Annotated in this window: 18 protein-coding genes; 9 read left to right on the forward strand and 9 right to left on the reverse strand. The window is 70.2% G+C overall.

Annotated elements, in window-relative coordinates:
• The first annotated feature begins 284 nt into the window (after positions 1-284).
• Complete coding sequence (locus ACTWJ8_RS30325; protein ID WP_443260813.1) at positions 285-815, forward strand: GNAT family N-acetyltransferase; 531 nt, start codon at positions 285-287, stop codon at positions 813-815.
• Between the two features lie 16 nt (positions 816-831).
• On the opposite strand, the gene ACTWJ8_RS30330 is transcribed toward ACTWJ8_RS30325, so the two are convergent.
• Positions 832-1,569 (reverse strand): SDR family oxidoreductase, encoded by a 738-nt coding sequence (locus ACTWJ8_RS30330; protein ID WP_443260814.1) that lies wholly within the window; start codon positions 1,567-1,569, stop codon positions 832-834.
• Positions 1,570-1,652: 83 nt separating this feature from the next.
• Here ACTWJ8_RS30330 and ACTWJ8_RS30335 point away from each other — a divergent pair, with 83 nt between their 5' ends.
• A complete protein-coding gene (locus ACTWJ8_RS30335) occupies positions 1,653-2,030 on the forward strand; it encodes a MerR family transcriptional regulator (protein WP_356379266.1) in 378 nt (125 codons plus the stop codon).
• A 58-nt stretch (positions 2,031-2,088) separates the two neighbouring features.
• Positions 2,089-2,835: a class I SAM-dependent methyltransferase gene (locus tag ACTWJ8_RS30340; RefSeq protein WP_356379269.1), complete on the forward strand. Its 747-nt coding sequence runs from the start codon at positions 2,089-2,091 to the stop codon at positions 2,833-2,835.
• Between the two features lie 10 nt (positions 2,836-2,845).
• On the opposite strand, the gene ACTWJ8_RS30345 is transcribed toward ACTWJ8_RS30340, so the two are convergent.
• Entirely contained in the window at positions 2,846-4,051 is a 1,206-nt protein-coding gene (locus ACTWJ8_RS30345; protein ID WP_356379272.1) for a PucR family transcriptional regulator, read from the reverse strand.
• 326 nt (positions 4,052-4,377) lie between these two features.
• On the opposite strand from ACTWJ8_RS30345, the gene ACTWJ8_RS30350 reads away from it, so the two are divergent.
• The 6 genes from ACTWJ8_RS30350 (at position 4,378) to ACTWJ8_RS30375 (ending at position 11,242) form a co-directional block, all read left to right on the forward strand.
• On the forward strand, positions 4,378-5,160 hold the full coding sequence (locus ACTWJ8_RS30350) for an ABC transporter ATP-binding protein (RefSeq protein WP_356379713.1): 783 nt from the start codon (positions 4,378-4,380) through the stop codon (positions 5,158-5,160).
• Positions 5,157-5,993 (forward strand): ABC transporter ATP-binding protein, encoded by an 837-nt coding sequence (locus tag ACTWJ8_RS30355; RefSeq protein WP_443260815.1) that lies wholly within the window; start codon positions 5,157-5,159, stop codon positions 5,991-5,993. Before ACTWJ8_RS30350 ends, ACTWJ8_RS30355 begins: the two co-directional genes overlap by 4 nt.
• Positions 5,990-6,880: a branched-chain amino acid ABC transporter permease gene (locus tag ACTWJ8_RS30360; protein WP_443260816.1), complete on the forward strand. Its 891-nt coding sequence runs from the start codon at positions 5,990-5,992 to the stop codon at positions 6,878-6,880. Before ACTWJ8_RS30355 ends, ACTWJ8_RS30360 begins: the two co-directional genes overlap by 4 nt.
• The gene (locus ACTWJ8_RS30365) at positions 6,873-8,000 is read left to right on the forward strand and encodes a branched-chain amino acid ABC transporter permease (protein WP_443260817.1); all 1,128 of its coding nucleotides are present in this window, start codon (positions 6,873-6,875) and stop codon (positions 7,998-8,000) included. Before ACTWJ8_RS30360 ends, ACTWJ8_RS30365 begins: the two co-directional genes overlap by 8 nt.
• Entirely contained in the window at positions 7,997-9,274 is a 1,278-nt protein-coding gene (locus tag ACTWJ8_RS30370; protein ID WP_356379280.1) for an ABC transporter substrate-binding protein, read from the forward strand. Before ACTWJ8_RS30365 ends, ACTWJ8_RS30370 begins: the two co-directional genes overlap by 4 nt.
• An 81-nt stretch (positions 9,275-9,355) precedes the next feature.
• A complete protein-coding gene (locus ACTWJ8_RS30375; protein ID WP_443260818.1) occupies positions 9,356-11,242 on the forward strand; it encodes an ABC transporter ATP-binding protein in 1,887 nt (628 codons plus the stop codon).
• 71 nt (positions 11,243-11,313) lie between these two features.
• Here the strand turns inward: ACTWJ8_RS30375 and pssA are convergent, their stop codons facing one another.
• The 7 genes from pssA to ccrA all read right to left on the reverse strand — a co-directional run bounded on the left by pssA (position 11,314) and on the right by ccrA (position 19,092).
• The gene (gene pssA, locus ACTWJ8_RS30380; RefSeq protein ID WP_356379722.1) at positions 11,314-12,096 is read right to left on the reverse strand and encodes a CDP-diacylglycerol--serine O-phosphatidyltransferase; all 783 of its coding nucleotides are present in this window, start codon (positions 12,094-12,096) and stop codon (positions 11,314-11,316) included.
• A 52-nt stretch (positions 12,097-12,148) separates the two neighbouring features.
• Positions 12,149-12,805 carry a phosphatidylserine decarboxylase gene (locus ACTWJ8_RS30385; RefSeq protein ID WP_356379283.1) on the reverse strand — a complete coding sequence of 219 codons (657 nt, stop codon included), beginning with the start codon at positions 12,803-12,805 and terminating at the stop codon, positions 12,149-12,151.
• A gap of 194 nt (positions 12,806-12,999) precedes the next feature.
• Positions 13,000-14,205, reverse strand: coding sequence for an acyl-CoA dehydrogenase family protein (locus ACTWJ8_RS30390; protein WP_422472360.1), 1,206 nt, complete (start codon positions 14,203-14,205; stop codon positions 13,000-13,002).
• A 2-nt stretch (positions 14,206-14,207) separates the two neighbouring features.
• Positions 14,208-14,720: a MaoC family dehydratase gene (locus tag ACTWJ8_RS30395; RefSeq protein ID WP_356379289.1), complete on the reverse strand. Its 513-nt coding sequence runs from the start codon at positions 14,718-14,720 to the stop codon at positions 14,208-14,210.
• A gap of 4 nt (positions 14,721-14,724) precedes the next feature.
• Positions 14,725-15,687 (reverse strand): HpcH/HpaI aldolase/citrate lyase family protein, encoded by a 963-nt coding sequence (locus ACTWJ8_RS30400; RefSeq protein ID WP_356379292.1) that lies wholly within the window; start codon positions 15,685-15,687, stop codon positions 14,725-14,727.
• The gene (locus ACTWJ8_RS30405) at positions 15,684-17,732 is read right to left on the reverse strand and encodes a protein meaA (RefSeq protein ID WP_356379295.1); all 2,049 of its coding nucleotides are present in this window, start codon (positions 17,730-17,732) and stop codon (positions 15,684-15,686) included. The genes ACTWJ8_RS30400 and ACTWJ8_RS30405 overlap by 4 nt, the downstream gene beginning before the upstream one ends.
• A gap of 22 nt (positions 17,733-17,754) precedes the next feature.
• Entirely contained in the window at positions 17,755-19,092 is a 1,338-nt protein-coding gene (gene ccrA, locus ACTWJ8_RS30410) for a crotonyl-CoA carboxylase/reductase (RefSeq protein WP_443260819.1), read from the reverse strand.
• Between the last annotated feature and the right edge of the window lie 26 nt (positions 19,093-19,118).

Raw genomic sequence — 19,118 nt, forward strand, 5'->3', positions numbered from 1 at the left:
CCGGGGCGCCGGGCCCGCGCCGTCGCCTGCCGCGCCGAGCCCTTCGGCTTCGCCGTGCCCGGTCATCTCCCGCCCTCCCGCCCCCTCCGGGGGCTCGGCCCCCGTGGGTGGTGCTCACGGGTGACGCCCGTGGTTGTGGTGCGCGGCGCCGGGGCTCCGAGTTACGCCCTGAGCAACGGCGCCCGCCGCGCCGGGACGTCGGACCCGCGCTGACGCCCGCCGCGCCCCGCCCCCGCGCGAAAAATGGCTGAGCGTCGGGAGCGCGCGAGTGTAGCGTCGCCCGCATGCCAGAACTGGTTTCGCCCACCGCTCGGCTTCACGCCTCATGGATCGCGGCGCGTGACGAGTGGTCGTCGGGCGGGTACCAACCGGGCACCGGCTTGCGTCTCGTGCCGGGGGCCGACCTCGACGACCCCGTCGTCTTCGCGGCGTGGGTGGAGCGGTTGAAGCAGCAGGCGGATGAGTCGACCGACTTGAAGGACGGGTGGGTTCACGCCACCCAGTGGTGGATCGTCGAGGGTGACACGTACCTGGGAGCCATCGATCTGCGGCACCGTCTCAACGCGTACCTGCTGCAGTGCGGCGGGCACATCGGCTACAGCGTCCGGCCCTCCGCCCGAAGGCGCGGCCTGGCCACGTGGGCTCTCGGGGCCGTACTTCCCGAAGCCCGTGCGCTCGGTCTTGACCGTGTCCTCATCACCTGCGACGAGGACAACGTCGCCTCGGCGCGCATCATCGAGCGCAATGGCGGCGTGCTGGAGGACGTCCGCGACACCGACGAGGGCGTCAAGCGCCGGTACTGGATCACGCTGTAGGCAGCCGGTGCAGAGCTCAGGGCGACGACGGCGACGTCAGCGACGTCAGCGCGTCGGCCATCGCCGCGTCGAACTCCTCCGGCCTCAGCGGCAGTCGGGACTTGACGTCGCGGCTCCACTGGTCCGCGAGGACCTCCGCGTCGCCCGTCTCGACGCCGTCGAGCGCCGCGTCGGCCAGGTCCGACGGCGAGATCTTGGCCACGGGCCAGCCCGCCGCCATGTCGGTGTCGGCCAGGCCGAGGTGAACCGCCGTCACGAGTGTTCCCTGATCGGCGAGTTCGAGGCGGACGCCGTTGGTCATGGCCCAGGCGGCGGCCTTGGTCAGGTGGTAGGCGTTGGCGCCCTTGCCGGCGAACCACGACATGGCGGAGAGGATGTTGACGACCGCACCCCCGCCGTTCCCTGCCAGTGCCGGCGCGAACGCGCGGATCATTCCCAGGTGGCCGAACATGTTGGTCTCCAGCTCCCGCCGCACCGCGTCGAGCGAACCCGTCAGCAGGTCGGTACCCGTGCTGATTCCCGCGTTGTTGATGAGTAGAGAGACGTCGGGGGCGGCCTTGGCGGCGGCCTGCACCGACGCGGGATCGGTGATGTCGAGCGGCAGCACCTCGGCCCCGGGCAGGTCCACGGTCTCCGGGCGGCGGGCCGTCGCGTAGACCGTGCGGGCGCCCCGTTCGAGCAGGCGCTGGGCGAAGGCGCGGCCCAGGCCGCGGTTGGCTCCGGTGACCAGAGCGACTGCGTTGTTGATGTCCATGCCCGGTACGCTAAAACCTGACGTTGACGTCAGAGGCAAGCGTCAGCCGAAGCGCCAACCATGAAGACTTCGAAGGAGGCGCCATGACCGTCGGGCAGGCCGCAGGTGAGCGGCTCATGCGCATCGGTGAGGTGGCGCGCGGCGCCGGCGTCTCCGTGCGGGCCGTGCGCTACTACGAGGAGCAGGGGCTGCTCGTCGCGGAGCGCAGCCCGTCGGGCCAGCGCCTCTACCGGCAGGACGCCGTCCCCAGGGTCCGGTTCTTCCAGCAGATGTACGCCGCCGGGCTGACCAGCCGAAGGATCACGGAACTCCTGCCGTGCTGGGACTCCGGACACACCGACGCCGAGCAGCGCGCCATGCTGCGCGCCGAGCGCGACCGCATCCAGGCCAAGGTCGACGACCTCCAGGGCGCCCTCGCCCGCCTCGACGAGGTCATCGCCATCACCGACGCGCACCCGTGAGAGCGATCGCCTTCAGCGGCCCCATCGGCATCGTCAACCCCCGTCAGGAGCAGGTGACTTGAAGCGGTACGTGCGAAGCGTCGACGACGTGATGGACATGCTCGACCGGCTCTTCGTGAGTACTGGCGGGGGCGACTGGTGGGATCGGTTCTACGCCGATCGGGAGCGCGACGTGCCGTTCTTCGTGGAGAAGGCCGACGAGAACCTCGTCGCCCGGCTCGACGACGGCACACTCGCCCCACCGGGTCGCGCCCTCGACCTCGGATGCGGGCCGGGGCGCAACGCCGTTCACCTCGCCGCCCGCGGATTCGACGTCGACGCCGTCGACCTGTCCGCCACCGCCGTGGCCTGGGGGCGGGAACGGGCCGTCGCGGCCGGTGTGGAGGCGCGTGTGCGGTTCCATCACGCGGACCTCTTCGACTGCCCGCAGCTCACCCACCGTACGTACGACGTGGTGTACGACTCCGGGTGTCTGCACCACCTCCCACCCCACCGCCGCGTCACCTACCTCGAACTCCTCGACCGCGTCCTCGCCCCCGGCGGACACTTCGGCCTCGTCTGCTTCGCCGCCGGTGCGGAGGTGGGGTCCGAGGTCGACGATCACGCGCTCTATCGGGAGCGCGGACTCGGTGGCGGGCTCGCCTTCTCACCCGACGAACTGCGTCATCTGTTCCGGGAGTTCGAGGACGTCGAGATGCGGGGCATGGTCGCGCAGGGCCAGGACGCGGCCACGTACGGCGTTCCCTATCTCCTCACCGCGCTCTTCCGGCGCCCGGTCGGCGACGACGGCGCCTCATCCCGATGACGACGGCGCCTCATCCCGATGACAAAGGTGACAAGCGGTACGCGTCCAGCGCCAGCGTCATCTCCATCAGGTCCCGGGGGCGTGACAGCGAGCGCGACGTCAGCTGTTCGAGGCGGCGGAGGCGGTTGAAGACCGTGTTGCGGTGGCAGTACAGGCGGCCCGCCGCACGGCCCGCCGAGCCCTCGCACGCCAGCCACGCGTCCAGCGTCTCGAGCAGGACCGCCCGGTCGGCCGGTTCGAGGGAGAGGAGTTCGCCGAAGACGCCGGAGACCAGGCGCTGCGCCAGGTCGGGCTGGCTCACCACCAGCGCCGTCGGCATCCGCTCGTCCAGGCGTACGACGCCGGTGGTGTCCGGAGGACAGGTGCGCAGGGCGAGTTCGGCGAGGCGGCGGGCGTGGCCCAGTTCGGCGAGACCCTTGACGACCGGGCTCACCCCGCCGGGGCCAGGGCACCGGCCGTCGAGCAGCACCGAAAGCTCGTCCAACGCGCTCCCCGGGCCGAGCGCCACCACCCCCACCTCGCAGTCGGCCCGCATCCGCCACACGAACCGGAACCCCGGGTCCTGGAGCCGCCGGTGGAACGCCTCCCGGCCGCCCTGCCGTTCCACCCGCAGCACGACGACCGCGTACGGGCCGTGCTCCGGAAGGTCGAGGCCCGCCGCCGCACGCGCCGCGAGGCCCGGTGCGGGGCGGCCGTCGAGAAGCGCGTCGAGCAGCGCCTGCGTCTGCTCGTCGGTGCGGCGGCGCAGCTCCAACTCCGTCGCCCGGTACGCCTCCGACGCCGCCTCCGCCTGTGCGTCGACCGCCGCCCACACCATCGTCGCCGAACGCATCAGCGCCTTCAGACGGGCCGGTTCGCCGCCCGCGCTCTCCATCAGGGCGTCCCAGACGAGATAGCCGGCGTTGCGGTACGCGTGCACGAGCAGGTCGAGCGGGAGGCCCTGCCCTGCCCGGCGGCGGCCCGACTCCTCCGCGTACTCCAGATCCCTGCGCGGCGAGTCGCGGGGCGCCGAGATCGTCTCGATGCCGATCCGCATCGCCTCCTCGGCCTCCCGCCACTGCGCGTCGTACGGCAGCACGCGCGCGTAGACGTCCGAGTACGCGAAGAGCTGCCGCAGGTGCTCGTCGACCAGCTCCGGCACCCGTTCGAGCAGCGCGCCGCACGCCTCCTTCACCAGTTTCCAGTCCTGACCCGTGCGGTGCTTGCGCGCGCCCATCGCCCCTCCCCAAGCAGTCCAGCGAGTCCAGCGAGTCGTAAAGCGACGGCAAAGGGCTCGGCCGCTTGTGCGGAGGATGCCACCCGCTCCGCGTCCCCGGCAGGCCCCTGACACGCGGTCTTGTGCGCGGGCACAACGCGGGCGGGCGGGCGCTGGGCCCGCGCAGCGATTCCCGGGCCGCCCGTGGACGGGCCGTCCGCGCGGTGCTGTCGTGAGCGCCACCGGTCCAGGGCCACCGGGCCAGGGGAGGGACGTACGCAGTGACCTACGCGAAAACCGATGCAGTGACCGATACGGCGGCGGAAAGCGGCCTGAACGTCGACGACATGTCTGTCGGCTACGGGCCCGTCCGCGCCCTGCGCCACGTCTCGCTGGAGGTGCCGGCACGCTCGGTCGTCGCCGTGCTCGGCGGCAACGGAGCGGGCAAGTCGACCCTGCTGCGCGCCGTCTCGCGCACCCTCGGCTTCCACGGCGGCGCCGTGACCTCCGGCGCCGTGCGCTTCGGCGGGCGCCGGATCAGCGGGCTCTCCGCCGACCGGGTGGTGGCCGCCGGAGTGTGCCAAGTGCCCGAAGGGCGGCGGGTGTTCGCGCGGATGACCGTCGCGGACAATCTGCGGGCCGGGGCGCTCGGCTCGCACGGTTCGCGCGCCGACAAGGCCAGGGCGCTGCGCCGCGTGCACGAACTGTTCCCCGTGCTCGCCGACCGGGCCCAGCAGCGCGCCGGGCTGCTGTCGGGCGGCGAGCAGCAGATGCTCGCCGTGGGCCGCGCCCTGATGGCCGCGCCGAAGCTGCTGCTCCTCGACGAACCGTCCCTGGGGCTCGCGCCGTTGATGGCGGCGCGCATCGCGGACACCATCCGCGAGATCAACGCGCAGGGTGTCTCCGTCCTCCTCGTCGAGCAGAACGCGGCGCTCGCGCTGCGCCTCGCCTCGCACGCGTACGTCCTGGAGGTCGGCGAGATCACCCTCCACGGACCGGCCGACGAACTCGCCGGGTCCGACGAGGTGCGCCGCCGCTACCTGGGCGTCGTCGACGAGACGGCCGCCGCGGACGCCTCCGGCGGCGCCGCGCACGCGCCGACGCTGAGCCGCTGGGGAGGCACCCGATGACCGGGGCACAGGCCGTGACCGCGGACGTGCCGCCGCTGTACGTACGGGACCTGACCGTGCGGTTCGCCGGGCTCACCGCCCTCGACGCGGTCGGCCTCACCGTCGAACCGGGCACCGTGCACGCCGTCATCGGCCCGAACGGCGCGGGCAAGTCCACCACCTTCAACGTGCTGTCCGGCGTGTACCGGGCGACCTCCGGCACCGTCCACCTCGGCGACCGCGAGCTCACCGGCCTCCCGCCGCACCGCATCGCCGAACTCGGCGTCGCCCGCACCTTTCAGAACCTGGCCCTGCCGCCGACCGCCACCGTCGCCGACAGCCTGCTCCTCGGCCGGCACCGCCTCACCCGCGCGGGCTTCGTCGCGGCAGGACTGCGGCTGCCGTCCGCGCTGCGCGAGGAACGCGCCCACCGCGAACGGGTACGGGAGATCGCCGATTTCGTCGGCATCGGCGACCAACTCGCCGCGCCCACAGGCTCGTTGCCGTACGGGGCGCAGAAGCTCGCCGAACTCGCCCGCGCCCTGTGCATGGAGCCCAAGGTGCTGCTCCTCGACGAGCCGGTCGCCGGGATGACCGCCGACGAACGCCGCCGCACCGCCGCCGTCATCGCCGGCGTCCGCGACAGCCTCGGCATCTCCATCGTCCTCGTCGAGCACGACATGGGCGTCGTCATGCGGCTCGCCGACGAGGTGACCGTCCTCGACTTCGGCCGCCGCATCGCGGGCGGCGCCCCCGACCGCGTACAGAACGACCCGGCGGTGGTCCAGGCGTACCTGGGCGCCCCCGAAGCCCCCGACGAACCGCAGGACCACGCCGGAGAGGCCTCCGCATGACCACGTTCCTCGAACTCCTCATCAACGGCGTCTCCATGGGCTCCGTCTACGCCCTGATCGCGCTCGGCTTCGTCGTCATCTTCCGGGCCACCGAGGTCGTCAACTTCGCCCACGCGTCGCTGCTGCTCGCCGGCGGCTACGTCACCGCGTCGCTCCACGACGACATCGGGTTCTGGCCCGCGCTCGGCGTCGGCATCGCGGCGGCCGCCGTCGTCGGCGCGGCCGTCGAGTTCTTCGTCATGCGGCGCTACCGGGGGCGCGACCACAGCGTCCTCGCCATCGTCACCATCGGCGTCGACATCCTCCTGACCACCGAACTCACCCGGCGCCTCGGCACGGACGTGCTCGCCATGGGCGACCCGTGGGGCGACGCCGTGCTCACCGTCGGCGGGGTGTCGATCGCGCACACCCGGATCGCCGCGCTCGCCGCCGCCGCGCTGCTCATCACGGCCTTCCTGCTCACGTTCCGCTACACGTCCTGGGGCGTCGCCATGCGCGCCGCCGCAGAGAGCGGCGAGACGGCAGCGCTGATGGGCGTACGGCTCGGAAGGGTGTCGCTCGGGGCGTGGGCCGTGGCGGGCGGCCTCGCCGCCGTCGCCGCCCTGTTCCTCACCGTGTTCCCTACGCCGGGGCTCGAACGGGCCACGTCGCTCGCCGCGCTGAAGGCGTTCCCCGCGGCGATCCTCGGCGGCCTCGACTCCACCACCGGCGCCCTCGTCGGCGGACTGATCGTCGGCGTCACCGAGTCCCTCGCCGCCGGCTACCAGAGCGAACTCGCCTTCATGGGCCGCGGGCTCGGCGACCTCGCGCCCTATCTCGTCATGACCGTCATCCTGCTGCTGCGGCCCTCCGGGCTCTTCGGGACGAAGGAGCTCGCCCGTGTCTGACGCCCTCGCCTCCGAGGCCCGCCCCACCAAGTCCCGTCCGGCGTACGGGAGTTCCCTCCGGGCGCTGCTCGGCCGCCGCCGTACGTACGTCGTCGCGGCCTGCGCGGTGCTGCTGCTCGCCCTGCCGTTCTACCTGGACCGCTTCTGGCTCCAGGCCGGTCTCTTCGCGATGGCCGCCGCCGTCGGCGCCATCGGCCTCAACCTGCTGACCGGCGCCACCGGACAGCTGTCCATGGGGCACGCCTTCTTCCTCGCGGTCGGCGCGTACGGGTACTGCGTGTTCGCCGGGGAGCGCGGGCAGCCGCTCGACGGTCTGGGGCTTCCGGCGTGGCTCGCCGCCGTGCTGGCGGTGCTCCTCGCGGGTCTCGCGGGCGGCCTCTTCAGCCCCATCGCGGGCCGGCTCAAGGGCGCGTACCTCGGCATCGCGACCCTCGCGCTCATCTTCATCGGGCAGCACGTCCTCTTCAACGCGGAGGAGCTGACCGGCGGAGCCAACGGGCGCGACGTGCCCGCCATGAGCTTGTTCGGCCTCACCTTCGACGACAGCGAACTCACCGTCGCGGGCGTCCCGTTCGGCGCGTCCGAGAAGCTCTGGTACCTGGGACTGCTGCTCACCCTCGGCTGCGGCCTCTTCGCCCGCGGCGTGCTGCGCGGACGGCCGGGGCGCGCCCTCAACGCGATCCGCGACCACCGGATCGCCGCAGGCGTGCTCGGCGTGCCCGTGGCCCGCTACCGGGGCGCCGTGTTCGTCCTCTCGTCGATGTACGCGGGGCTCGCCGGTGTGCTGCTCGCCCTCGTCTTCCAGCGCACCGTGCCCGACTACTTCGGCATGGTGCTCTCCCTGGAGTACCTCGCCATGATCGTCATCGGCGGCCTCGGCTCGGTCGCGGGCGCCGTCGTCGGCGCGGCCTTCGTCTCGCTGCTGCCGCAACTGCTCACCCGGTACAGCGACGCCCTGCCGCTGGTCTCCGACCCCGGCACCGGCGGCGTCGCCCCGGGCGAGGCGTCCCGCTATCTGTACGGCGCCGCCGTCGTGGCGGTCGTCCTTTTCCTACCCGGCGGCATCGTGCGGCTGACCGCCTCGCGCGCCAGGAAACACCCTCAGGAGGACACCCGATGAACCCAAGGAACCGCCGCACCCGCATGCTCACGGCCACCGCCGTGGCCACACTGCTCGCCCTGACCGCCGCGTGCAGCTCGAAGGCGAAGGACGAAGGGGACGGCGACAAGCAGAGCGCGGGCGGCGTCAAGACCGGCAAGGGCGTCACAGGCAAGACCATCGACCTCGGCGTCCTCACCGACATGACCGGCGTCTACGCCACCCTCGGCAAGTCCGTCACGCAGGCGCAGCAGCTGTACGTGAAGCAGTTCAACGCGGCAGGCGGCGCCTGCGGCTACAAGGCCAAGCTCACCGTCCGCGACCACGGCTACGACCCGCAGAAGGCCGTCGCCGCGTACACCGAACTGGCGCCCGACGTGCTCGGCTTCCCGCAGTTCCTCGGCTCGCCGTTCGTCGCGGCCGTCAAGCAGCGCATCGACGGCCAGGACAAGGCGCTCGTGCTGCCGCAGGCCTGGTCGGCGCATCTGCTCGGCAGCAAGTACGTGCGGGTCATCGGCTCCACGTACGACATCGAGACGATCAACGCGATCGACTTCCTGATGAAGGAGAAGGGCCTCAAGAAGGGCGACAAGCTCGGCCACGTCTACTTCGAGGGCGACTACGGCGAGAACGCGCTCCAGGGCTCGCAGTACATGGCCAAGGAGGCGGGCCTGACCGTCGTCGAGCAGAAGATCAAGCCGACCGACAACGACATGACCGCACAGGTCGCCGCCCTCAAGAAGGCCGGCGTCAAGGGCGTCGTCATCAGCGCGGGACCGCGCCAGGCCGCGTCCCTCGTCGGCGTGGCGGCCGCGGCGAAGCTGAACGCGCCGATCATCGGCAACAACTCGGCCTTCTCGCCGCAGCTCCTCGGCACCCAGGCGGCCCCCGCCCTCCTCAAGAACTACTGGGTGGCCTCGCCCTCGCTGCCCATCGGCGCGGACACCCCGGAGGCGAAGAAGCTGGTCGCCGACTACAAGAAGGCGTACCCGAAGGACTCCCTCGACAACGGCGTCGTCGCCGGCTGGACCGCGATGTCCGTGTTCGGCGAGGCCCTGAAGAAGGCGTGCGAGAACAAGGACCTCACCCGCGAGGGCGTCGACAAGGCGCTGCTGTCCCTCAACGCCTACGAGAACGGCTTCGGTGTCACGCAGGACTTCTCCGACCCCGCGGCCCCGTCCTCGCACGGCTCCGCGATCCTCCAGCCCGACAAGTCGGCCGTCGGCGGCATGAAGGTCGTCCGGCAGCCGTCGGAGTCCGCGGAGGCCAAGGGCTTCACGCCGAAGGCCGGCTGACGCCGGGGCGCGGTCGGCCGGACCGGGGCATTCGTACGCGCCCCGGCCCGGCCGATTTGCATACGCCCGCCCCGAAAACACATGGACCGCCCGCACTCCGCCACGGGACACTCCGATGCCCGGCCCCCATCTCGGCCGGAACCCACACCCATCCAACACCCAAGGGACGGGATCGGATTGACCTCTTCACGCGAAGTGCCACCGAGCCGCGGCTCGGTACTGCTCGCACTCCGCTACTACGGACGGGAGCTGGCCCGCGCGCGCCGGTTCGCGGCCCCCGCGATGCTGCTGCCCGCGCTCGGCAACATCGGACTCAACTACATCGCGCCGCTCGTCGTCGCCAAGCTCGTCGGCCACCTCGCCGACGGCGGCGAGCGGAGCCTCGGCGCCCTCATGCCGTACGTCCTCGGCTTCGCCGGGGTGCTGCTGGCCGCCGAGGCGCTGTGGCGGATCGGCTTCCACTGCATCAACCGCCTGGAGGCGGGCGCCATCTCCCGCCTCTACGTGATCGGCATGGACGAGCTGTACGCGAAGGACGCCACGTTCTTCCACGACAACTTCGCCGGCTCGCTCACCAAGCGCGTCCTCGGCTTCGCCGCGCGCTTCGAGGAGTTCGCGGACGTCCTCGTCTTCAACGTGATGGCCAGCTTCGTACCGCTCGTCTTCGGATCGGTGGTGCTGTGGCGGTACGAGCCGTGGCTGGTCGTCGTCCTCCTGGCGATGATCACGATCACGGGGCTGTGCGTGCGGCCGCTGATCAGGCGCCGGCAGAAGCTGGTCAACGCGCGGGAGGCGGCGTTCACCCGGATGTCGGGGCACGTCGCCGACAGCCTCATGAACATGGAGACGGTCCGCGCGTTCGCCGCTGAGCGGCGGGAGGCCGACGAGCACCGGGAGCGGGTCGCGGACGCGCGCGGCCACATCCTCCGCGCCTGGGACTACGGCAACCTCCGTGTCGACACCCTCGTCGCGCCGCTGTCCGTGCTGACCAACGCGCTCGGGCTGCTGCTCGCCGTCGCCCTCGCGGGCAGCGGGCACGGCGTCGAGGCGATCGTCGTCGCGTTCACGTACTTCAGCAACGCGACGCGCATCATGTTCGAGTTCAACCAGATCTACCGCCGCCTGGAGCGGGCCATGACGGAGGCCGCGCAGTTCACCGAGCTGCTGAGCGACCAGCCGAAGGTGCTCGACCCGGCGGACCCGGAGCCGCTGGTGCCGTCGGCCGCCGACGTCCGCTTCGAGCGGGTCTCCTACGCGCACGCGGGCGCGGAGCCGCTGTTCACCGGGCTCGACCTGACGGTGCCCGGCGGCACCCGGATCGGCCTGGTCGGGCGCTCGGGCGGCGGCAAGACGACGCTGACGCGGCTGCTGCTGCGGATGATGGACATCGACTCGGGGCGGATCCTGGTCGGCGGCCAGGACATCTCCCGGCTGCGCCAGGCCGACCTGCGGTCCCTCATCGCGTACGTGCCGCAGGACCCGGCCATGTTCCACCGGACGCTGGGCGAGAACATCGCCTTCGCCCGGCCGGGCGCGAGCGAGGCGGAGATCCGGCGGGCGGCGGAGGCGGCGCACGTCACGGAGTTCGCCGACACACTGCCGGACGGCTTCGACACGATGGTGGGGGAGCGGGGCATCAAGCTCTCCGGCGGCCAGCGGCAGCGGGTCGCGCTGGCCCGGGCGATCCTCAGGGACGCGCCGATCCTGCTCCTCGACGAGGCGACGAGCGCGCTCGACTCGGAGAGCGAGGTGCTGGTGCAGGAGGCGCTCTGGCGCCTCATGGAGGGCCGCACGGCCCTGGTCGTCGCGCACCGGCTGAGCACGGTGGCCGGCATGGACCGCCTGGTGGTCCTCGACCGCGGCCACATCGTGGAACAGGGCACCCACGAGGACCTCCTCGCCGCCCAGGGCCCCTACGCCCGCCTCTGGCACCACCAGTCCGGCGGCTTCCTGAAGGAAGCCGCGTAGGGCGTCGCACCAAAAAAGCGGTGGGCCCGAGCCGAAGTGGCTCGGGCCCACCGCTCACACGGTCCGACGGGCTACGGCAGCTGCGCCGCACGCGCCTCGCGGCGGTTGTCCCGGAAGTTGTTGACCCGCCGCGCCGTGGCGAACAGCGGAATCACCGCGCCGAGCACGAGCTGCAGCGCACACCCCGTGGCGAGGAGCAGCTGACCGCCGGGCGCGTCGAACGCCCACGCCGCGAGCAGCCCCATGCTCGCCACGATCCACGACAGCATCGCCACGGCGAGCCGCCCCCGCGGCTTCGGGTACTCGACCCGGCTCACCATGAGCCACGCCGTACCGATGATCGCCAGCAGCGTCGCGACGAACGGCAGCTCGAGCAGCACGATCGAGACGACCGTGAGCGCGCCGAACGGCGACGGCATGCCCTGGAACGTGCCGTCCTTCACGGTCACGCACGAGAACCGCGCAAGCCGCAGCACCACCGCCAGCAGCACCACGATGGCCCCGACGGCCGCCACTCTCTGGTGCGCGTCGTCGGCGACCATGCCGTAGACCAGCACGAAGTACGCGGGCGCGAGCCCGAAGCTGATCAGGTCGGAGAGGTTGTCCAGCTCCGCGCCCATCGGCGAGGACCGCAGCTTGCGCGCCACCAGACCGTCGAACAGGTCGAAGATCGCGGCGGCGAGCATCAGGATCACGGCGGTCGCGGCGGAGTGCCGCGCCATGCCGGAGTCCTGGCTGCCCTGGATGTGCGGGATCAGGATCCCGGTCGTCGTGAAGTAGACGGCCATGAAGCCGCACGTGGCGTTGCCCAGCGTGAGGGTGTCCGCTATCGACAGGCGGAGCGACAGCGGCATCTCCTCCGCGTCGTCCGCGATGTCGTCGTCGGCCCAGGCCGGAGTCTCGGGGTCAGTCACGGTCAATTCGGGTCACCCCAGCCACCGTCTTCTGCCCGACCTCGACGTCGACCTCGACGCCCTCGGGAAGGTAGATGTCGACACGCGAGCCGAACCGGATCAGACCGATGCGCTCGCCCTGCTCGACCTTCGTGCCCTGGGGGATGTACGGCACGATGCGGCGGGCGACGGCGCCGGCGATCTGGACCATCTCGATGTCACCGAGCTCGGTGTCGAAGTGCCACACCACCCGCTCGTTGTTCTCGCTCTCCTTGTTGAAGGCGGGAACGAAGCCACCGGGGATGTGCTCGACCGACGTGACCGTGCCCGCGAGGGGAGCGCGGTTCACGTGGACGTTGAGCGGGCTCATGAAGATCGCGACACGGGTGCGACCGTCCTTCCACGGCATGATGCTCTGCACCACGCCGTCGGCCGGGGAGATGACCCGGCCGGGAGCGATCTCGCGCTCGGGGTCGCGGAAGAACCACAGCATGCCGGCCGCCAGAGCGGTGGTCGGGACGGCGAGTGCTGCTGCCTTCTTCGAGCGGCGCGAGCGCGCCAGGCTGAGGGCAGCCGTGGCGACGGTCGGGAGAAGCCACGGCGAGGCTCCGCGCGCAAGACGTCCCTTGAGAACGCCGTCGCGTGGTGCAGAGGTTTGGCTGTGGGGCATGGATGACCTTCGTAGCGGATGAGGCCGCGCAGTTTACGGGGGGACGGCGGCTTTTCCGGGGATGCTATCGGTTGCGAGCCACAACTGGGCAAGCCAGGAAGCCACATCGGACGGCAGGCGTCCCCCGGAGTGTGCCTACGGGGTGTGATCTTCTTCGCGAAGAAACACCCCGTAAACGGACATCTTGCCCAGGTTCAGCCTTGGGATCGGTACTCCTCGAGGAGCCGACGACCAATGATCATTTTCTGGATCTCGGCGGTACCTTCGCCGATCAGCAGCATCGGTGCCTCGCGGTAGAGGCGCTCGATCTCGTACTCCTTGGAGAAGCCGTAACCGCCGTGGATCCGGAACGCGTCCTCCACGACTTCCTTGCAGTATTCGGAGGCCAGGTACTTGGCCATCCCTGCCTCGAGGTCGTTACGTTCCCCGGAGTCCTTTTTGCGTGCTGCATTGACCATCATCGCATGGGCGGCCTCGACCTTGGTGGCCATCTCGGCCAACTTGAACTGAATGGCCTGGTGCTGCGCGATCGGCTTTCCGAAGGTGTGCCGTTGCTGCGCGTAATCGACGCCCAGCTCAAAGGCACGCTGTGCGACGCCGCAACCACGCGCCGCGACATTCACCCGGCCGACTTCCACCCCGTCCATCATTTGGTAAAAGCCGCGACCGGTTTCCCCGCCCAGCACGCGATTGGCCGGAATGCGCAGGTCATCCATGATGAGTTCGGTCGTGTCGACGCCCTTGTACCCCATCTTGTCGATCTTTCCGGGGATCGTCAGGCCCGGACGGACCTCACCGAATCCCGGTTCCTTCTCGACGAGGAATGTGGTCATCGACTTGTGCGGGGCGGAGCCCTCCGGGTGACCTTCATCACTTCGCGTGAGAACCGCCACAAGCGTTGACGAACCGCCGTTCGTCAGCCACATCTTCTGGCCGTTCAGGACGTAACTGTCGCCGTCCTTGACCGCCTTCGACGTGATTGCCGACACGTCGGAACCAAGTCCCGGCTCCGACATGGAGAATGCGCCGCGCACCTCGCCGAGTGCCATGCGCGGCAGGAAGTGGTCCTTCTGTTCCTGCGTGCCGTGCTGCTTCAGCATGTACGCCACGATGAAGTGGGTGTTGATGATGCCGGAGACCGACATCCAGCCGCGCGCGATCTCCTCCACGCACAGCGCATAGGTGAGCAGCGACTCGCCCAGACCCCCGTACTCCTCGGGAATCATCAGCCCGAACAGGCCCAACTCCTTGAGCCCGTCGACGATCTGCTGCGGGTACTCGTCGCGGTGCTCGAGTTCGGTCGCTACCGGGATGATCTCTTTGTCGACGAAGTCCCTGACCGTGGAGAGGATTTCCTGCTGCACATCGGTCAGGCCGTGGGTCTGCGCGAGTCGGCTCATGACTACTTCTCCTGCTGCTTCAGTTCCGGACGGCCGGGCTGTTCGCCGCCGCGCTCCTTGATGTACGTCTCGGTGGGCACCATCACCTTGCGGCGGAAGACGCAGACGAGCGTGCCGTCCTGCTTGTAGCCCTTGGTCTCCACGTGGACGATTCCGCGGTCCGACTTGGACCTGGACGGCGTCTTGTCCAGGACCGTCGTCTCGCCGTAGATGGTGTCGCCGTGGAAGGTCGGTGCCACGTGCCTGAGCGACTCGATCTCCAGATTGGCGATCGCCTTGCCCGACACGTCCGGCACGGACATCCCGAGGAGCAGCGAGTAGATGTAGTTCCCGACGACGACGTTCTTGCCGAAGTCCGTCGTCTTCTCCGCATAGTTCGTGTCCATGTGGAGCGGGTGGTGGTTCATCGTCAAAAGACAGAACATGTGGTCGTCGTACTCGGTGACCGTCTTTCCCGGCCAGTGCTTGTAGACGTCCCCGACGGTGAACTCTTCGTAGGTGCGGCCGAACTGCATCTCGCTACGCCTCCGGGATCTCGAACTTGGACGTGCGCTGCATTCCGGCCGCGCGCCCCTTCCCGGAGATGACGAGCGCCATCTTCCGGCTGGCCTCGTCGATCATCTCGTCGCCGAGCATCGCGGAGCCCTTCTTGCCGCCGGCCTCGGACGTGCAGTACTCGTACGCGTCCAGGATCAGCTCGGCGTGGTCGTAGTCCTCCTGGGACGGCGAGAACACCTCGTTGGCGGCCTCGACCTGGCCGGGGTGCAGCACCCACTTGCCGTCGAAGCCCAGCGCGGCGGCGCGGCCCGCGACCTCGCGGAAGCCGTCGACGTTCTTGATCTGGAGGTAGGGGCCGTCGATCGCCTGGAGGTCGTTGGCGCGGGCCGCCATCAGGATCTTCATCAGGATGTAGTGGTAGGCGTCGGCGCCGTAGCCGGGCGGCTGCTCGCCGACGACCAGGGACTTCATGTTGATGGAGGCCATGAAGTCGGCCGGGCCGAAGATGATGGTCTCGGTGCGCGGCGAGGCCTCGGCGATCGCGTTGACGTTGTTGAGGCCGGCCGCGTTCTCGATCTGCGCCTCGATGCCGATCTTGCCGACCTCGAAGCCCATCGTCTTCTCGATCTGGGTGAGCAGGAGGTCGAGCGCGACGACCTGCTCGGCGTTCTGCACCTTCGGCAGCATGATGCAGTCGAGGTTCTGGCCCGCGCCCTCGACGACGGTCACGACGTCCCGGTAGGTCCACTCGGTGGTCCAGTCGTTGACCCGCACGACGCGCGTCTTGCCCGTCCAGTCACCCTCGTTCAGGAACTTCACGATGGTGTGCCGGGCCTCCGGCTTGGCGAGCGGCGCGCAGGCGTCCTCCAGGTCGAGGAAGACCTGGTCGGCGGCGAGGCCCTGGGCCTTCTCCAGGAAGCGCGGGTTCGAGCCGGGCACAGCCAGACACGAACGGCGCGGGCGAAGGCGGTTGACCTGGGTCATGCGGGGACCTCCAGTGGGTCGAGGTGGTTCGCTGTGCGGATCTCGTCGACGATACGGCCGATGATCTCCGTGATGCCGAAGTCCTTGGGGGTGAAGACGGCGGCCACACCCGCCCGCTTCAGTTCCTCGGCGTCGGCGTTGGGGATGATGCCGCCGACGATCACGGGGATGTCGGTGGCGCCCGCCTCGCGGAGGCGGGCGAGCACGTCGGGCACCAGCTCGGCGTGCGATCCGGACAGGATCGACAGGCCGACGCAGTGCGCGTCCTCGGCGAGAGCCGCGGAGACGATCTGCTCGGGCGTGAGCCGGATGCCCTGGTAGACGACCTCGAACCCGGCGTCGCGGGCCCGCACGGCGATCTGCTCGGCGCCGTTCGAGTGCCCGTCGAGGCCCGGCTTGCCGACCAGGAGGCGGAGCTTGCCGCCGAGTTCCTCGCCGGTGCGTCGGACCTTCTCGCGGACCTCCGCGAGCGGCGTGCCCTCCTCGGCGGCGACCGCGACCGGCGCCGACGAGACGCCCGTGGGGGCGCGGAACTCGCCGAACACCTCGCGCAGGGCCGCCGACCACTCGCCGGTCGTGACACCGGCGCGGGCGCACTCGAGGGTGGCCTCCATGAGGTTCTCGGTGCCCGCGGCGGCCTCCTTGAGGCGGTCGAGCGCCTGCCGGGTGGTCGGGTAGAGGAACGGATCGCCCATGCCCTGCCGGTCCGTGGACTCCTCACGGGTGGTGCGCCACTCGTCGATGGCCCGGACGACCCTGGCCTCCACGTCGTGGTCCACCGTCATGATGGCGGTGTCCAGGTCGGCGGTGAGCGGGTTCGGCTCGGTCGACTCGTAGACGTTCACGCCGACGATCTTCTCCTCGCCGGCCTCGATCCTGGCCCGGCGCTCGGCGTGCGAGGAGACGAGCTGCGACTTGAGGTAGCCGGACTCGACGGCGGCCATCGCGCCGCCCATCTCCTGGATCCGCTCGATCTCGGCGAAGGCGTCGGTGACCAGCTCGTCGACCTTCTTCTCGATGACGTGCGAGCCCGCGAAGATGTCCTCGTACTCCAGCAGGTCGCTCTCGTGGGCGAGGACCTGCTGGATGCGGAGCGACCACTGCTGGTCCCACGGCCGGGGAAGGCCCAGGGCCTCGTTCCAGGCCGGGAGCTGGACGGCGCGGGCGCGCGCGTCCTTGGAGAGCGTCACGGCCAGCATCTCGAGCACGATCCGCTGGACGTTGTTCTCCGGCTGGGCCTCGGTCAGGCCGAGCGAGTTGACCTGCACCCCGTACCGGAAGCGGCGCTGCTTCGCGTTCTCGATGCCGTACCGCTCGCGCGTGATCCGGTCCCAGATCCGCCCGAACGCCCGCATCTTGCACATCTCCTCGATGAAGCGGACGCCCGCGTTCACGAAGAAGGAGATGCGGGCCACGACGTCCCCGAACTTCTCCTCGGGGACCTGCCCCGAGTCGCGTACGGCATCGAGAACAGCGATGGCGGTGGACATCGCGTAGGCGATCTCCTGGACCGGAGTGGCCCCCGCCTCCTGGAGGTGGTAGCTGCAGATGTTGATCGGGTTCCACTTCGGCATGTTCGCCACGGTGTACGCGATCATGTCGGTGGTCAGCCGGAGGGAGGGCCCCGGCGGGAACACGTGGGTGCCCCGCGACAGGTACTCCTTGACGATGTCGTTCTGCGTCGTGCCCTGGAGCGCGGCGAGGTCCGCGCCCTGCTCCTCCGCGACGACCTGGTAGAGCGCCAGAAGCCACATGGCGGTGGCGTTGATGGTCATCGAGGTGTTCATCTGCTCCAGGGGGATGTCCTGGAACAGCCGCCGCATGTCACCGAGGTGGGACACCGGGACGCCGACCCGGCCGACCTCGCCGCGGGCGAGGATGTGGTCGGGGTCGTACCCGGTCTGGGTCGGCAGGTCGAAGGCGACCGACAGACCCGTCTGCCCCTTGGCGAGGTTGCGCCGGTACAGCTCGTTGGACGCCTCGGCCGTGGAGTGCCCGGCGTACGTGCGCATGAGCCACGGCCGGTCCTTCTGGCGCTCAGTCATCTGCTGGATCTCCTACGGGAGTTCAGACGTTCCGGAACCGGTTGATGGCGTCGATGTGCTGCGCGCGCTTCTCGTGGTCGCGCACGCCGAGGCCCTCCTCGGGGGCGAGCGCGAGGACGCCGACCTTGCCCTGGTGGAGGTTGCGGTGCACGTCGTACGCGGCCTGGCCGGTGTCCTCGAGGGAGTACGTCTTCGACAGCGTCGGGTGGATCTTGCCCTTCGAGATCAGGCGGTTGGCCTCCCACGCCTCGCGGTAGTTCGCGAAGTGCGAGCCGATGATCCGCTTCAGCGACATCCACAGGTAGCGGTTGTCGTACTCGTGCATGTAGCCGGAGGTGGAGGCGCAGGTGGTGATCGTGCCGCCCTTGCGGGTCACGTACACACTGGCGCCGAAGGTCTCGCGGCCGGGGTGCTCGAAGACGATGTCGATGTCCTCGCCGCCGGTGAACTCGCGGATGCGCTTGCCGAAGCGCTTCCACTCCTTGGGGTCCTGGGTGCGCTCGTCCTTCCAGAACTTGTAGCCCTCGGCGTTGCGGTCGATGACCGCCTCGGCGCCCATGGCCCGGCAGATGTCGGCCTTCTCGGGGGAGGAGACGACACAGATCGGGTTGGCGCCGCCGGCCAGCGCGAACTGGGTGGCGTACGAGCCGAGGCCGCCGGAGGCGCCCCAGATCAGGACGTTGTCGCCCTGCTTCATGCCGGCGCCGTTGCGCGAGACGAGCTGGCGGTAGGCGGTGGAGTTCACCAGGCCGGGGGCCGCGGCCTCCTCCCAGCTGAGGTGGTCCGGCTTCGGCATCAGCTGGTTCGACTTGACCAGCGCGATCTCGGCGAGGCCGCCGAAGTTGGTCTCGAAGCCCCAGATGCGCTGCTCGGGGTCGAGCATCGTGTCGTTGTGCCCGTCGCTGGACTCCAGCTCGACGGAGAGGCAGTGCGCGACGACCTCGTCGCCCGGGTTCCAGGCGTTGACGCCGGGGCCGGTGCGCAGGACGACGCCCGCGAGGTCGGAGCCGATGATGTGGTACGGCAGGTCGTGGCGCTTGGTGAGCTCGCTCAGCTTGCCGTAGCGCTCCAGGAACGCGAACGTCGGCAGCGGCTCGAAGATCGAGGTCCACACCGAGTTGTAGTTCACGGAGGAGGCCATGACGGCGACGAGGGCCTCGCCGGGGCCGAGCTCGGGGACCGGCACGTCGTCCAGGTGGATGGACTTGCGCGGGTCCTTGTCGCGGGTGTCGAGCCCTTCGAACATCTCCGTCTCGTCCTTGTGCACGGTGATCGCGCGGTACGAGTCGGGGAGCGGCAGGGCGGCGAAGTCGGCAGACGTGGCGGTCTGCGACTGAATCGCGTCCAGGATGTCCTTCACGGTGGTGCCTCCGGCGTTTCGCGTTT

This window comes from Streptomyces sp. SDT5-1 (genome assembly GCF_052245995.1).
Taxonomy (GTDB): Bacteria; Actinomycetota; Actinomycetes; order Streptomycetales; family Streptomycetaceae; genus Streptomyces.